Raw genomic sequence first — 16,147 nt, 5'->3', positions numbered from 1 at the left:
ATCTGAACCCATGACTCAAACGGTCATCAATTCTTCTTCTTTCTCTTTCAGGACTTTCTCGACTTCCGCCACCATCTTGTCGGTGAGCTGTTGAATCTGCTCTTCGCCACGACGCTGCTCATCTTCAGAGATTTCCTTCTCTTTGAGCAGCTCTTTCAGGTCGCTGTTGGCATCACGGCGGATGTTACGGATGGAGACTCGTGCCTGCTCCGCTTCTGCGCGAACCACTTTCACGAGATCCCGGCGGGTTTCCTCGGTCAACGGCGGCAGCGGCAGCCGGATCAGATCGCCGGACGTGGACGGGTTAAGCCCCAGATCCGACACCATGATGGCTTTCTCGATCTGCGGGATCAGCGTCTTGTCGAACGGCGACACGGTCAAGGTACGCCCTTCTTCCACGGAAATGTTGCCCAGCTGCTTCAGCGGGGTTTCGGCACCGTAGTAATCCACCGTAATGTTATCCAGCAGACTGGGGTGCGCACGGCCGGTACGGATACGCTTCATGGCCGTATCCAGGGCGTCCAGGCTCTTCTTCATGCGGGATTCCGCATCTTTGCGAATATCGTCAATCACCGTAGTTCCTCACCTTCTGTACAGGTGCTGCTTATTCCGCAGCTTCTACCAGGGTGCCTTCGTTCTCGCCCAGCATCAGATTGAGCAAGGCACCCTTCTTGTTCATGTCAAACACACGCAGCGGCATGGAGTGGTCACGACACAGGCAAATGGCCGTGAGATCCATGACGCCCAGTTTTTTATCCAGCACTTCGTCGTAGGTCAATACGTCATATTTGACCGCATCCGGGTTCTTGGCCGGATCATCATTATAGACGCCATCTACCTTGGTCGCCTTAAGCACTACATCGGCATTGATTTCGATGCCGCGCAGGCAAGCCGCTGAGTCAGTTGTGAAAAACGGATTGCCCGTACCCGCACAGAAAATCACCACTTCACCATTTTTGAGGTGGCGGTTTGCGTTGCGGTGGTCGTAGTGCTCCACCACCCCGCTCATGGGGATCGCGGACATCAGGCGGGTGCGGATGTTCGAGCGTTCAAGCGCATCACGCAGGGCCAGGCCGTTCATTACGGTGGCCAGCATCCCCATATGATCACCGGCCACCCGGTCCAGGCCCGCACTCTGCAAGGCCGCGCCGCGGAACAGGTTGCCACCACCGACCACCAGGCCAACCTGCACACCAATGCCAACCAGCTGGCCGATTTCCAGCGAAATCGCGTCCAGCACCTTCGGGTCAATCCCGAATCCTTCTTCTCCCGCCAGCGCTTCACCGCTAAGCTTCAGCAAAATACGGTTGTAGCGCGGCGAGCGCTCCTTGTTTGTCGGCATTTCTAACTCTCCGCCACTCATGAAAACCCGCCATCATCCAAATGTGACTGCCGTTACCGGCCTCGTTTTCCACCCTGCTAGCAGGCTACCGCCAAGCACGGTGGTTGCAAGCACTTTCCTCATTTCCCCTGCCCGCACCCGGCCGACAGGCGAAAAAAACGCCCTGCTGGTAATCCAGCAAGGCGTTTTCAGCATCGAATGACGCTAACCTCAGCCCTTGGCCGCAGCCTGAACCTCAGCAGCGAAATCGACTTCTTCTTTCTCGATACCTTCACCCACCACTAGACGCTCAAACGCGGCGATTTCGGCACCAGCACCCTTCACCAGGGCACCAACAGAGGTATTCGGATCCTTAACGAAGGGCTGATCCAGCAGGCTCACTTCCTTCAGGAACTTGTTGATACGACCGCCCAGCATTTTCTCGACGATCTCAGCCGGCTTGCCTTCCATGTCAGGCTGGGCACGGATGATTTCTTTCTCTTTCTCGAGAACCTCAGCCGGTACCTGATCGCCGCTAACCACCATCGGGTTAACCGCAGCCACGTGCATGGCAACATCTTTACCCAGCTCGGCGTCACCACCGTTCAGGGAAACCAGAACGCCGATTTTGCCGCCGTGAACGTAGGCACCAATAGCGCCTTCGGCCTGCAGCTTGGCAGCACGACGAACCTGGATGTTTTCACCGATTTTCTGAACCAGCGCCTGACGAGTCTCTTCGACAGTCGCGCCATCTTCCAGCTTCAGCTCAGCGATCTTGGCCGCATCGGTTTCACCGGCAGCCAGGGCAGCCGCAGCCACCTTGTTGGCAAAGCCAAGGAAGTTGTCGTCACGGGCAACGAAATCGGTTTCGGAGTTGATCTCTACCATTACGGCAGTCTTGTTGTCATCGCTGGTAGCAACAACAACCGCGCCTTCGGCAGCGGTACGACCGGCTTTCTTGGCCGCTTTGGCCTGGCCGGATTTGCGCATCTCTTCGATGGCCAGCTCGATATCGCCATCGGCTTCTACCAGCGCCTTCTTGCACTCCATCATGCCAAGACCGGTACGCTCGCGAAGCTCTTTAACCATTGCAGCAGTTACAGCAGCCATGATTATCCTCTCAAACCTGTTAGTTTCGGTAAGACGGGCAGGCTCGCGCCTGCCCGGACAGATCAGCCTTCGGCTTTTTCGCCTTCAGCTTCGTCTTCTACCTCGACGAATTCGCTTTCACCGCCACCCTGGGTCTGGGCGTACTGCTTGCCTTCCAGAATGGTGTCAGCTGCCGCTTTCACGTACAGCTGGATGGCGCGGATGGCGTCATCGTTACCCGGGATCACGTAATCAACGCCATCCGGGTTGGAGTTGGTATCGACAACGGCAACAACCGGAATACCCAGTTTGCGGGCTTCCTGCAGCGCGATGTCTTCGTGATCAACGTCGATCACGAACAGGGCATCGGGCAGACCGCCCATGTCCTTGATACCGCCGATGGAACGCTCGAGCTTGTCCATCTCACGCTTGCGCATCAGCGCTTCTTTTTTGGTCAGCTTGTCAAAGGTACCGTCCTGGGATTGTGCTTCCAGGTCACGATAACGCTTGATGGACTGACGAATGGTTTTCCAGTTGGTGAGCATGCCGCCCAACCAACGGTGATCGACGTAGGGCATACCGGCACGAAGGGCTTCTTCACGAACCGCCTTCTGCGCGGCACGCTTGGTGCCTACGAACAGAATCTTGTTGTTGCTGGCAGCCAGCTTGTTCAGGAACGACATGGCGTCGTTGAACAGAGGCAGGGTCTTTTCCAGATTGATGATGTGAATCTTGTTACGGGCGCCAAAGATGTAGGTGTTCATCTTCGGGTTCCAGTAACGGGTCTGGTGGCCGAAGTGCACACCGGCCTTCAGCATATCGCGCATAGTTACGCTGGACATTGTTAATACTCCACTTTGGGTTAGGCCTCCACGCCCCCGCATAAACCCAACCTGTTGCTTCCATAGGGAAATTTCAGGCACCCAGGGCTATGTGTCGGGGCATGTGTGATTTCCTTCCCTGATTCCGGCGGTTACAATGCGTGACCGTTACCGCTGGTGCAGGAAAGCGCGCGCTTTATACCACAGCCGCCCCGGTCAGGCAACGCCAAAGGCGCCATTGGGGCCTGAAGGCGCCCCACCGCAAACTGCCCAACACACTGAAAACGCAGGAGTTTCTCCAAGTCTCATGAATGTCGTCATCAAAACCCCCGAACAGATCGCCAAAATGCGCGAAGCGGGCAAGCTGGCCGCTGAAGTCCTTGAAATGATCGGCGAGCACGTCAAACCGGGGGTCACCACCGAGGAACTGGACCGCATCTGCCATGACCATATCGTCAACAAGCAGCATGCCATCCCTGCCTGCCTGGGTTACCGGGGTTTTCCCAAGTCCATTTGTACCTCGGTCAACCACGTGGTCTGCCACGGCATCCCCAACGACCGCAAGGCCCTGAAAAGCGGCGATATCATCAATATTGATGTCACCGTCATCAAAGATGGCTGGCATGGCGACACGTCCAAGATGTTCTTTGTCGGCGAGCCCTCCGTGCTGGCGCGCCGACTGGTCGACACTACCCGTGAATGCATGATGGCGGGCATTCGCATGGTCAAGCCGGGCGTGCGGCTGGGCGATATCGGGCACCGAATCCAGAAGATGGCTGAAGGCGAGCGTTTCTCGGTGGTTCGCGAGTACTGTGGCCACGGCATTGGCGAAGGCTTCCATGAGGAACCCCAGGTATTGCATTACGGCAAGCCCGATACCGGGCTGGAACTGCAAGAAGGCATGGTCTTTACCATTGAACCCATGATCAACGCCGGCAAGGCCGCCAACAAACTGTTGCCCGATGGCTGGACGGTGGTCACCAAGGACCGCAAGCTCTCCGCCCAGTGGGAACACACCATCGCCGTCACTGCCGACGGTTACCAGGTGCTGACCGCCCGCAACGAAGAAAACGACCTTTACTGACGCCTGCAGCTGGCGAGCGGCACGGTACCTGCATTTACACAGTACCGCTGCCCGCCAGCCCAACCACACAGGATCTCCATGCAGCTTTCACCGGCACTGACCCAGCAACAACTACTGGACGCCCTGCAGGAAAGCGCCCAGCCCGGCCAATATGCCCGCCAGTATCTGGAACAAGGTCAGGAGCGACTCAATCAGGCCTTTGAGGTCGCCGACATTACCGATCTGGTGCATGCCCGCTCCCAACTGGTGGATCAGGTCATGGTGGGCGCCTGGGCCCTGTTCGGGCTGGCGCAGCGCGACGATGTAGCCCTCGTTGCCGTTGGCGGCTACGGCCGTGGAGAGTTACACCCCTGCTCCGATGTAGACCTGCTGGTGTTACTCGCAGACACCCCCGAACAGTCTGTGTGTGACTGCCTGGAACGTTTTGTCGCTTTCCTGTGGGATATCGGCCTTGAAATTGGCCATGCGGTGCGCACCCTGGACGAATGCGTGGATCTGGCTCGTGACGACATCACTGTAGCCACCAATATCATGGAAGCCCGCACCCTGGCCGGGGAAGACCGTCTGCGCGAGCAACTGGAAGTGCGAACCGGCCCGGAGCACATGTGGGACTCCGCCGCCTTCTTTGCCGCCAAGTGGGAGGAGCAGGTTGCCCGCCACAAGCGCTTCAATGACACCGAATACAATCTGGAGCCGGATCTCAAGAATGCCCCGGGAGGCCTGCGCGACATACAGATGATTGCCTGGGTCGCCAAACGTCATTTCAATGCAGACAGCCTTGAAGCCCTGGTCGATGCCGGGTTCCTGACCAAGGAAGAATACGCCGTGCTGCGCAAATGCCTGGACTACCTCTGGGAAGTTCGCTGGCAGCTACACGTCCTGACCGGGCGAAGTGAAAACCGCCTGCTGTTCGATCACCAACGCCAGCTCGCCGACCGCCTGGGCCATGAAGATTCCAGCGCCAATCTGGCCGTCGAACATTTCATGAAAGGCTTTTATCGCGTGGCGCTGGCCATGTCGGTGCTCAACGAAATGCTGCTGCAGCTTTTCGATGAGGTGATCCTGCGCTGCGACGACCCCGAAAAGGTCCGCCCCCTGAACCGTCGTTTTCAGGTCCGTAACGATTACCTGGAAATCACCAGTGACGACGTCTTCGAAAAGAGCCCCTCGGCCCTGCTCGAAACCTTTGTCCTGATGGCTCAAAACCCGGACCTGAAAGGTATCCGGGCGTCCACTGTTCGGGCCCTGATCTACAACCGGCGACAGATTGACGAGGCATTCCGCAACAATCCGGTCAATACCGGTTTGTTCATGCAGCTTCTGCGAAGCCCTCATGCCCTGTTTTCACAACTTCGGCGCATGAAACGCTACGGCATTCTCGGCAAATACCTGCCGGAATTCGGCGGCATCATCGGCATGATGCAATACGACCTGTTCCATATTTATACGGTCGATGCGCACACCCTGCTGGTGATCAAAAATATGCGCCGGTTGCGCTATGAGGACCTGCGCGACGAATTTCCGCTGGCCAGCGAAGTGTTCTACCGACTGCCCAAGCCGGAGCTGCTTTACGCAGCAGGCCTGTATCATGACATTGCCAAGGGCCGCGGTGGCGACCACTCTGAACTCGGCGCGGTGGATGCCATCGACTTCTGCCAGCGCCATGGCCTGAGTGCCTGGGACGGCAAGCTGGTGGCCTGGCTGGTCAAAAGCCACCTGATGATGAGTGTGACGGCACAACGCAAGGACATTTCCGACCCGGACGTGGTCTACGAATTCGCCCGCAAGGTGGGCGATCTGGTGCATCTGGATTATCTCTACGTGCTTACCGTGGCAGATATCAATGCCACCAACCCGACGCTCTGGAATTCCTGGCGCGCCTCGCTGCTCCGTCAGCTGTACACCGAAACCAAGCGCGCACTGCGGCGGGGCCTGAATAACCCGGTAGAGAAGCAGGACTGGATTGACGAAACCCGCGATGTGGCCATGCGACTACTGACCGGTCAGGATCATGATGCAGCGGAAATCGAAACCCTGTGGGCCAACATCGGTGACGAATATTTTCTGCGTGAAACGCCACGGGATATCGCCTGGCACACCGAAGCACTGCTGGACCGGGATGACCCCAACGACCCGCTGGTGTTGATCCGCGAATCCAGCCAGAGCGTGCTGGCAGGTGGCTCACAGATCTTTATTTACACCCCCGACACCCGCAACCTGTTTAGTGCCACGGTGAATGCGCTCGATTCCCTTGGGCTGACCATCATGGATGCCCGCATTATCACCAGTGCCGACGGTTTCAGTCTGGATACCTATATCGTTCTGGATGAGCACGGCACGCCCATCGGCGAAGACTGGGCCCGTATCGAACAGATTCGCAAGACGCTGACGGAAACCCTGAAATACCCGGAGCGCTTCGCCAGTACCGTCAGCCGGCGGATGCCTCGCCGCAACAAGCATTTTGATGTCCCCACCCAGGTACTCATCAGCAACGACATCGTCAACGACCGCACCGCCGTGGACATTCATACCCTGGACCGCCCCGGTCTGCTCGCCCACATCGGCCGCATTTTCATGCGTTTCGAACTGTTGGTGCAAAATGCCCGCATTGCCACCCTCGGCGAACGGGCGGAAGACGTCTTCTTTATTACCGATCTCGACGGTGAACCGGTATCTGACCCGGCGCTTTGCCTGGAACTTCAGGAAGCCCTGACCCGCGAGCTCGACGACAAGAACAACGGAAAACAGTAAACCATGAATCCAGATCTTGAACGGTTGCACCCCTACCCGTTTGAAAAACTGAAAACGCTGTTCAGCGGCCTGCCTGCCTCTGACAAGAGCCCGATTGCACTTTCCATTGGAGAGCCGAAACACCCTTCGCCGGATTTTGTGCAGCAAGTCCTCAAGGACAACACACACAGGCTCTCGAACTACCCCACTACCGCTGGCATTCCCGAGCTGAGTGAAGCCATTGGCCAATGGCTAACCCGTCGCTTTCATCTGAAGCAAGTGGATGCCGCCAGCCAGGTGCTACCGGTGAACGGCACCCGGGAAGCACTGTTTGCCTTCACTCAGGCAGTGATCGACCGCCAGCGGCAGCCGCTGGTGCTGATGCCCAATCCGTTCTATCAGATTTACGAAGGTGCCACCCTGCTGGCTGGCGGCGAACCCATGTACCTGCCGTGCACCGACAGCACGGGTATGCAGCCTGACTTTGATGCCGTCAGCGAAGACACCTGGACCCGAACCCAGCTGCTGTTTATCTGCACGCCGGGTAACCCAACCGGGGCGACCCTCAGCAAGGCACAACTGAAAGCACTGATACAGCTGGCGGACAAATACGATTTTGTGATCGCCTCGGATGAGTGTTACTCGGAAATCTACCGTGACAAGCCGCCCACCGGGCTGCTGGAAGCCTGTGCAGAAATGGGCCGTCACGACTACCGCCGCTGCGTGGTCTTTCATTCCCTGTCCAAACGCTCCAACCTCCCGGGGCTGCGCTCGGGCTTTGCGGCCGGCGACAGCGAAGTGCTCAAGCGCTTTCTCCGCTATCGGACCTACCACGGCTGCGCCATGCCGATTCATCACCAGCTGGCCAGTATTGCCGCCTGGAATGACGAAGCCCATGTTGAGCAAAACCGCGCCCTCTACCGGGAAAAATTCGATGCCGTGCTGGACATTCTCGGTGGCCCCCTTAAGGTTAGCGCCCCGGCGGCCGGCTTTTATCTGTGGCCCAAAACGCCTATCAGCGATGAGGATTTCGCCAAACGGCTACAGGCAGAACAAAACGTCACCGTGCTTCCCGGCCGCTACCTGTCCCGCACCGTCAATGGCAAGAACCCGGGGGAAAAGCGGATAAGAATGGCACTGGTGGCACCGCTGGAAGAATGCATCGAGGGTGCTAAACGCATCAAGGCATTGCTGGATACATTGTGAGTTTCAAGCTTCAAGCTGCAACGCGCTTAAAGGCAGCGGGATCCCCTAACGCCCTCTCCGCGCACATTCACTGCAGCGAAACGCGGCGATAATACTCAAGCTCACTGCGGCACATATCGTGTTGAGGCTTGCAGCTTGAGGCTTGTAGCTCAAACAAGGAAAGAACATGGAACTGACCATCTTCGGCATCAAGAACTGCGATACCATGAAGAAAGCCATGAAATGGCTGGATGACAACGAGGTTGCCTACCATTTTCACGACTACAAGAAAGAAGGCGTTCCTGAGCACCGCCTGCGTGAATGGCTGGAAGCGCTGGGCTGGGAGACCGTGATCAACAAGCGCGGCACCACCTGGCGCAAACTCGATGATGGAATCAAGGCCACAATGAACACGGAAAAAGCGGTGACCGTGGCCTTGGAGAACCCGTCCGTCATCAAACGCCCGCTTCTGCAAAACGACAGTTTCATCACCGCCGGCTTCAATGCCGACGAGTGGCAACAGACTTTGAAATAAACGTCGGACGTCCGACGTAGAAATGAGAGGACATCATGAGCAACTATTTCGCTATCGCCCTGGGCTGCGGCACCAAGAACCGTAACGACAACTGGCTGGAAGTCTACTATCCAGACCCGGCGCTGCACCCGGACGCCAAGCTGGTAGAGGTGATTCGTGAAGAGCTGGACTACCAGGGTGGCAACGCCGCCATTGAACTGACCCACCGTCAGGTCCAGCACATTGCCCGCGAGTGGCGTGAGGCGGGCTTCGAGCACGAAGCCAGCTATGCAGTAGCGTTCCAGGAAAGCGATCGCCCCGTGGTGCTGACTGTGCTGGAAACGGATGCCGAGCCGGCCACCACCCCGGAAGCCTACCTCAAGCTGCATTTGATCTCTCACCGTCTGGTGAAGCCCCACGGCGTCAACCTGGCCGGCATGTTCCCACTGCTGCCTAACGTGGCCTGGACCAACGAAGGTGCGGTAGACCTGGAAGAGCTGCAGGAGCGCCAGCTGATGGCCCGCCTCAATGGCAAGGTACTGGAAGTGAACAGCGTGGACAAATTCCCGAAAATGACGGACTACGTGGTCCCTGCTGGCGTGCGTATTGCCGACACCTCCCGGGTTCGCCTGGGCGCCTACGTTGGCGAAGGCACCACCATCATGCACGAAGGTTTCATCAACTTTAACGCGGGCACCGAAGGCCCCGGCATGATCGAAGGCCGAATCTCTGCCGGTGTATTTGTAGGCAAGGGCTCCGACATCGGTGGCGGCGCCTCCACCATGGGCACCCTGTCCGGTGGCGGCAATATCATTATCTCCCTGGGTGAAGGCTGTCTGCTCGGTGCCAATGCGGGCACCGGCATCCCCCTCGGCGACCGCTGCACTGTCGAGGCAGGCCTGTACATCACTGCCGGTTCAAAGGTCCAACTGATGGATGACAAAGGCGAGCTGGTCGACACCGTCAAGGCCCGTGATCTGGCCGGGAAGTCCGACCTGCTGTTCCGCCGCGACACCATCAGCGGTGCCGTTCAGTGCCTCACCAACAAAAGCGCCATCGCACTGAACGACGAACTGCACAAGCACAACTAAAACAGCGACAAGCGACGAGTCACAAGCCACGAGCAGACCTTCCGGGTTTGCCGGCTTGTAGCTTGTGGCTTGGGGCCTGGAGCTGAATTTAATGTCCCGCACCCTCGACTACACCAAGGAACTCATCCGTCGCGCCTCCGTCACCCCGGAAGATGAAGGCTGTCAGGACTGGATGATTGAGAAACTCGAAGCGCTGGGCTTCGAATGCGAAACCCTGTGGTTTGAGGAAGTCCGCAACTTGTGGGCTCGCCGGGGTACACAAGCGCCGGTGTTTGCCTTTGCCGGGCATACCGACGTGGTTCCGACCGGAGATGTCTCCGCCTGGAAATACGATCCATTCACCCCGACCGAGGAAGGCGACTTGCTCTACGGGCGCGGTACAGCGGACATGAAGGGCTCCATTGCCGCCATGATGGTGGCCATTGAAGACTTTGTGGCGGCCAACCCCAATCACACAGGTAGCCTGGCCCTACTGATCACCGCTGACGAAGAAGGCCCTTCCGTCAACGGTACGGTCAAGGTGGTGGAAACCCTGCAGGCACGTAACGAACACATCGACTACTGCCTGGTAGGCGAACCTTCCTCAACGAATACCGTGGGGGATGTCATCAAGAACGGCCGCCGGGGTTCACTGGGCGCCCGGCTGATCGTCAAAGGAATCCAGGGGCACGTGGCTTACCCACATCTGGCACGCAACCCGGTCCACGATGCAGCGCCGGCTCTCGCGGAGCTGGCCGCCGCGGAATGGGACAAGGGTAATGACTTTTTCCCAGCCACCAGTTTCCAGATCTCCAACATCAACGCCGGAACCGGGGCCACCAATGTGATTCCCGGTACCTGCGAAGTGATCTTCAACTTCCGCTTTTCCACCGAACTGACTGACGCCATCCTTCGTGAGCGCACCGAGGCCATCCTGGACAAGCATGGTCTGGACTACGATCTGACCTGGACGCTTTCAGGCCAGCCGTTCCTTACCGATCGGGGCGCACTGGTGGATGCCACCGTCACGGCCATCCGCGACGTCACCGGCAAAGAAACCGAACTGTCTACCGCTGGCGGTACCAGCGACGGGCGCTTTATCGCACCCACAGGTAGCCAGGTCGTAGAACTCGGCCCCATCAATGCCACCATCCACAAGGTCGATGAGCACACCAGCATCAGCGAACTGGATACCCTCACGGCAATCTATACCCGGTTGCTGGGGAATTTGATGGGCGGCGCCTGACGCAACACCGCCCGTTCGAAGCCCATCACCCGCAGGCTGGCTCCGACAGTTTGAGGTGATCGGCAGTGGAAACCTGGCCTCTGTGAGAACTTGCCTGCACGCGATCCCGATAGCGAGCTACCCGCACACATCCGCATACCGGCGGGGGCGCCTACAGCGGCCCCGCTTTATCCGCTACCATGGGTGAAACATCGATCACCGGGGACAACAATGTGGCTGCATGAAATACCCGTGGGAGGCCTGCTGGTCAGCCCCATGGTGTTATTCGTACTGCTTGGCTTATTGCTGACGGCCCTGACCTGGTGGGTACTGCGCTTGCTCGGCTGGCACCAACAAATCTGGAAAGCCGCCTGGCTGTATTTGTCACTGTTTGTCTGTTACCTGGCGCTGTCAGTGCGCCTGCTGAGTTAAGGACACAGATGCTGATGTCTCAACGTCTACGCATACTCATCACTGTCATCGCCGTGATCATCGCCCTGCTTGCTGGCAACTGGGTGTGGAATTACTACCTGTATGCCCCCTGGACCCGGGACGGTAAAGTCCGGGCAGAAATCATTACGCTGTCTCCCGACGTTTCGGGCTGGGTCGCTGAGCTATCCGTGGGCGACAACCAGCAAGTACGCAAGGGCGACCCGCTATTTCGCATCGACGACCGACGTTACCTGGCTGCCCTCTCCCAGGCCGAGGCCCGCCTTGCCTATCAGCAAGCCAGTTACCAGCTCGCGCAGAAGCGACATGAACAAGCCACACAAAACGACCAGGAACAAACGCAACTGGCCCTGCAGCAAGCGGCGGCCAACATGGCCATGGCCGAAGCCGAACTGGAGAGTGCAAAACTCAATCTGGAGCGCACCCGCATCAGCGCTCCTGCCGACGGTACGGTGGCCAATCTGGCGCTTCAGGAAGGCAACTTTGTGAAACAGGGCGAGCCCGTGCTGTCCATGGTCCGCGAGAACAGCTTCTACGTGACCGGCTATTTCGAAGAAACCAAGCTGCCGCTGGTGCATGTAGGTCAATCTGCCACCGTAGTGCTCATGAATGGTGCCCACGCCCTTAACGGCAAGGTCACCAGCGTCGGGCAGGCTATCGCCAATGCCAACACCCGTACCGATCAGCAACTGCTGCCACAGGTACAACAAACCTTTAACTGGGTACGACTGGCACAGCGAATTCCCGTCCATATCGAGCTTGAATCGGTCCCCGATGACCTGCTGATCGCTGCAGGTATGACGGCCACCGTGCGACTACACGATGACCCTTGATTCCCGACTGGCGACAATCCTGACGCCAGACCGGCAATCACTGCTGTTTGCTCTCAAGGGCATTCTCGCCATGGCACTGGCCCTGTGGCTGGCCATGCTGATGCAACTGGAACGCCCCTACTGGGCTCTGATTTCTGCCGTCTTTCTGCAAATTCGGCCGGAAACCGGACTGGTGATTGAAAAAGGCCTGTGCCAGATCGGCGGCACACTGGTCGGCGGGGCCGTCGGGCTGATGATTCTGGCCTGGTTACTGCCCTACCCTCTGCTGGCCATTGTCTGTCTGATGCTGTGGATCGGTCTCAACGCCGGCGCATCCGCCTGGCTACGTCAGGCCAATTTCATCTACGGCTTCGCCATGGCCGGCATCACCGCCACACTGATTGTGGTGATCTCCATAGCCAATCCCCACGCCACCAGCAGTATTGGTATCTTTCATGTCGCCACCGCCCGTGTCAGCGAGATCATCCTCGGCGCCACCTGCGCCACCCTGGTCAGTAATCTGTTCTGGCCAGCCCATGTGGCGGGCCTGCTACGCAATCATGCCCGCAATGCCCTCAACCAGACGCTGGCCTATCTGGAGCTGGAGCTTAATCCTGCCGGCACCCACGCCACCCGCCACCAGCAAGTGGACAGCTTGCTGCAGGAAATCTTTGCCCTGAGTGATGACAGCTCCGCCGTTTTCTATGAAGGCAGCCAGGGCCCGGGGCGAGCAAGGGCGGCAACCATGGTGTGTCACAAGACCCTGTCCCTGATTGCCCGCATTCGCGTGATCGGCCGCCTGATGCGCAATCATGACGACCTGCTCACCGATGAAATCCGTGATGTCCTGACACAACTGCGGCAGTCGTTCCTGCGCATGCGAGAAACCCGCTCCGCCGAGCAAGCCATGGAAGAAGCCCAGCAGCTTCGCCATACCCTTCGCACAGCCCGTAAAGCGCAACGCAGCACGGTCCCCGCTCTGCAACGGCGTTTCTATCTGGTCGCCCTGAACCTGACCAGCGACCTGATCCTGGCACTGGAAGCCAACCGTGCCCTGTACCACAGCCGCGAGATGCAACTGCGCCCACCGTCATTGAAACCCTATCGCGACTGGCAAGTGGCCGCCGCCGTTGGCCTGCGCAGCGCGCTGGTGTTTTTGATTGCTGCCGGGCTCTGGGTGGGCACCGCCAGCCCCATGGCGATCATGCTGATGGTCATGCCGGTGATGTTCACCATTCTGTTTGCCCGGTTACCCGAGCCGGACCTGGTACTCAAGCGGGCAACCCTCACCTCGGTACTGGCCACCCCTATCAGCCTGTTTTTCGCCCTGCCGCTACTGGCCATGGCCAACGGCAGCTTTCCACTGCTTTTGATGGTGCTGGCAGCCCCCCTGTTTGTCGCACTGCTGGCAATCAGCAAGAAAGAAACGCTCGCCTACGGTCTGGGCTTTTGTACGCCCTACATCATTCTGGTCCAGCCGGGTAATGACATGGATTTTGATGTGGCCAGAGTCGCCAGCAACGGGCTGGCCATCACCGCTGGCATTTTTATCGCGTTTCTCATGTTCCGTCTGATCACACCCCCCAACGGCGCCGGGCTGCGCAGGCGCTTGATTCGTCATACGGCCAATGATCTCAGGCGAGTGACCGAAGGCCCCCGTGCGCAACAGGAGGACTGGTTCAACGCCCGTATGGCCGACCGCCTGCGCTGGCTGACCGTGTGCGACAAGGCCCTGCCGGAAACCCGGCGACACTTCACGGACCTTGGGCTCACCGGCCTGAACCTGGGCCAGGTATCACTCTGGATCCACAGTCACCTGCATGAAAACAGCTCACCCAGGGTCCGTGAGTGCGCCGGGCAATGGCAGGATGCGCTGGCCCATGGTTATCAACTTTGCGCCCAGGGCAAGACCGACAGCCAGTTTTTGAATCGCTCTGCTGAACTGTTGCGAGCCCTGCAAGGGGCCGGAGTGAATCACACCCAGAAACTGCAGATCACCGGCGCTCTCGAGCGCATTGATCTTACCTTCCAGCGCATGGCCACACGCCTGAAAGAAGGCGTCACCGACCCGGACATTGTCCCCGGAGACCTGACAGAACGGCCCATACAGCCCTAGCCACACTGTCTACTCTGTGTTTCCCTAAAGGTACTTGGATTCCGTTTTCAGCCCGGCGAAGTCCGCACTTCGCATGATAGAGAGCCCACCCCATGACCATTCAGGAAACCCTGCAACCCGGTGTTGTGGTTGATACCAATCCCGCCACCGGTAAAGCCGTGGCCGAGCTTAACGAAACCGACCTGACACGCCTGCCAGACATCATTGCCCGTGCCCGCGAAGCCCAGGCGATCTGGTCCGCCAAGTCGTTCAAGGAACGAGCCCGGCATATCCAGATGATGCGCAGCTACATTGTCGACCGGGCCGATGATCTGGCCCGTACTGTCAGTGAGAGCAACGGCAAGACCCTGACCGACGCCCTGGCCACAGAAGTCCTGCCCTGCGCCCTTGCCTGTAACTGGTATGCACGCAACGCAGAAAAGCACCTGAAAGCCTCCCGCCGGGCTCCGGGAAGCTTGCTGTTCTTCAACAAGCGAACGGAAATGTTGCGCCTGCCACTGGGTGTGGTTGGCATTATCAGTCCCTGGAACTATCCGCTGTCCATTCCCTTTGGCGAAATCGTCATGGGGCTGATGGCAGGTAACGCCATTATCCTCAAAGTGGCAGCCGCCACGCCGGCGGTTGGCCGGGCTATCGAACAGATCGTCGCTGCCGGTGAACTGCCGGAAGGCCTGTTCACCCACGTGGTGGGGTCCGGTTCAAAAGTCGCCACCGGATTCTTCGAGAACGGGATCAACAAACTGTTCTTTACCGGCAGTGTCCCGGCCGGCAAGACCCTGATGGCCCAGGCTGCACAAACCCTGACCCCGGTGTCACTGGAGCTGGGCGGTAACGATCCCATGATCGTGCTGGAAGATGCCGATCTTGAGCGCGCCACCAACGGCGCCGCCTGGGGCGGGTATCAGAATGCCGGGCAAAGCTGTGGCGGCGTTGAGCGTATCTATGTGGTAGACGCGGTCTACGACGCCTTCGTGGAGCTGATGGCCCGCAAGACCCGACAGCTGCGTCACGGCGTTGGCTGCAAGGGCTTTGACGTGGATATCGGTAGTCTGACCACCGCAGGTCAACTGCGTACCGTGCAACAGCACGTGGAGGATGCTCTCGCCAAGGGGGCCCGAATCGAAGCCCAGTCTCGCCCCGTCGGCGATGTGGAAAACGGCTACTTCTTCCCGGCCACCCTGCTGACCCAGGTCACTGATGACATGCTGACCGTCTGCGATGAAACCTTTGGCCCGGTCATTGCAGTTCAGCGCGTGGCCAATGAAGAGGAAGCCATTCGCAAGGCCAATGATTCCCACCTTGCACTGACCTCCTCCGTCTGGACCCGGGACAACAAGCGCGGCCGCGCCATTGCCGCCCGCCTGGAATCCGGGGTCACCACCGTCAACGATCATCTCTATACCCATGGCCTGTCCGAAACCCCCTGGGGCGGCGGCAAACAGTCCGGCATCGGCCGCACCCACGGCCCCGAAGGGCTGGAAGAGATGACCCAGGCCAAAGTGGTCAACTGGGATATCCTTCCCTCCAAACGGAATATCTTCTGGTATCCCTTCGATCAAGCCACCTATAACGGCCTCAAGAACGCCATGCAGTTTGTCTTCCCCAGCGGCATTGCCCAGTGGCTCAGCGCCTCGCTGAAACTCACCCCCTTCCTGGTGAAGAAGATGTTTACGCGCTGGAAAACGGATTAAGGCAGTTAATAGTTAACAGTTAACAGTTAACAGTTAACA

Annotated in this window: 14 protein-coding genes; 10 read left to right on the top strand and 4 right to left on the bottom strand. The window is 58.6% G+C overall.

The features are described 5' to 3' along the window. Positions 1-15 precede the first annotated feature (15 nt). The 4 genes from frr to rpsB all read right to left on the bottom strand — a co-directional run bounded on the left by frr (position 16) and on the right by rpsB (position 3,252). Positions 16-573 carry a ribosome recycling factor gene (gene frr, locus A15D_RS05795; RefSeq protein ID WP_022984268.1) on the bottom strand — a complete coding sequence of 186 codons (558 nt, stop codon included), beginning with the start codon at positions 571-573 and terminating at the stop codon, positions 16-18. Between the two features lie 31 nt (positions 574-604). Further along, the gene (gene pyrH / locus A15D_RS05790; RefSeq protein WP_199175796.1) at positions 605-1,342 is read right to left on the bottom strand and encodes a UMP kinase; all 738 of its coding nucleotides are present in this window, start codon (positions 1,340-1,342) and stop codon (positions 605-607) included. Between the two features lie 210 nt (positions 1,343-1,552). Next, entirely contained in the window at positions 1,553-2,431 is an 879-nt protein-coding gene (tsf, locus tag A15D_RS05785; RefSeq protein ID WP_031225973.1) for a translation elongation factor Ts, read from the bottom strand. Between the two features lie 62 nt (positions 2,432-2,493). Beyond that, complete coding sequence (gene rpsB / locus A15D_RS05780) at positions 2,494-3,252, bottom strand: 30S ribosomal protein S2 (protein WP_022984265.1); 759 nt, start codon at positions 3,250-3,252, stop codon at positions 2,494-2,496. 286 nt (positions 3,253-3,538) lie between these two features. Between rpsB and map the strand changes: the two genes are divergently transcribed. From map to A15D_RS05730, 10 genes are all read left to right on the top strand, one after another. Beyond that, positions 3,539-4,315 (top strand): type I methionyl aminopeptidase, encoded by a 777-nt coding sequence (gene map / locus A15D_RS05775; RefSeq protein ID WP_022984264.1) that lies wholly within the window; start codon positions 3,539-3,541, stop codon positions 4,313-4,315. 78 nt (positions 4,316-4,393) lie between these two features. Beyond that, positions 4,394-7,066, top strand: a complete 2,673-nt coding sequence (locus A15D_RS05770) for a [protein-PII] uridylyltransferase (RefSeq protein WP_102791158.1) — start codon at positions 4,394-4,396, stop codon at positions 7,064-7,066. Between the two features lie 3 nt (positions 7,067-7,069). Continuing rightward, positions 7,070-8,251 (top strand): succinyldiaminopimelate transaminase, encoded by a 1,182-nt coding sequence (gene dapC, locus A15D_RS05765; RefSeq protein ID WP_102791157.1) that lies wholly within the window; start codon positions 7,070-7,072, stop codon positions 8,249-8,251. Between the two features lie 166 nt (positions 8,252-8,417). After that, positions 8,418-8,765, top strand: coding sequence for an ArsC family reductase (locus A15D_RS05760; protein WP_102791156.1), 348 nt, complete (start codon positions 8,418-8,420; stop codon positions 8,763-8,765). A 35-nt stretch (positions 8,766-8,800) separates the two neighbouring features. Further along, positions 8,801-9,835 carry a 2,3,4,5-tetrahydropyridine-2,6-dicarboxylate N-succinyltransferase gene (gene dapD, locus A15D_RS05755; protein ID WP_022984260.1) on the top strand — a complete coding sequence of 345 codons (1,035 nt, stop codon included), beginning with the start codon at positions 8,801-8,803 and terminating at the stop codon, positions 9,833-9,835. Positions 9,836-9,926: 91 nt separating this feature from the next. Further along, on the top strand, positions 9,927-11,060 hold the full coding sequence (dapE, locus tag A15D_RS05750) for a succinyl-diaminopimelate desuccinylase (protein ID WP_102791155.1): 1,134 nt from the start codon (positions 9,927-9,929) through the stop codon (positions 11,058-11,060). A gap of 210 nt (positions 11,061-11,270) precedes the next feature. Then, a complete protein-coding gene (locus tag A15D_RS05745; RefSeq protein WP_022984258.1) occupies positions 11,271-11,471 on the top strand; it encodes a DUF1656 domain-containing protein in 201 nt (66 codons plus the stop codon). Between the two features lie 14 nt (positions 11,472-11,485). Continuing rightward, entirely contained in the window at positions 11,486-12,322 is an 837-nt protein-coding gene (locus A15D_RS05740; protein WP_031225970.1) for an HlyD family secretion protein, read from the top strand. Continuing rightward, complete coding sequence (locus A15D_RS05735; protein WP_102791154.1) at positions 12,312-14,417, top strand: FUSC family protein; 2,106 nt, start codon at positions 12,312-12,314, stop codon at positions 14,415-14,417. The genes A15D_RS05740 and A15D_RS05735 overlap by 11 nt, the downstream gene beginning before the upstream one ends. Before the next feature lie 92 nt (positions 14,418-14,509). Next, positions 14,510-16,108: an aldehyde dehydrogenase family protein gene (locus A15D_RS05730; protein WP_102791153.1), complete on the top strand. Its 1,599-nt coding sequence runs from the start codon at positions 14,510-14,512 to the stop codon at positions 16,106-16,108. The last annotated feature ends 39 nt before the right edge of the window (positions 16,109-16,147 follow it).

This window comes from Alcanivorax sp. MD8A (assembly GCF_002888555.1).
Lineage (GTDB): Bacteria > Pseudomonadota > Gammaproteobacteria > Pseudomonadales > Alcanivoracaceae > Alcanivorax.
This window is presented reverse-complemented; position numbering and strand designations above follow the sequence as displayed.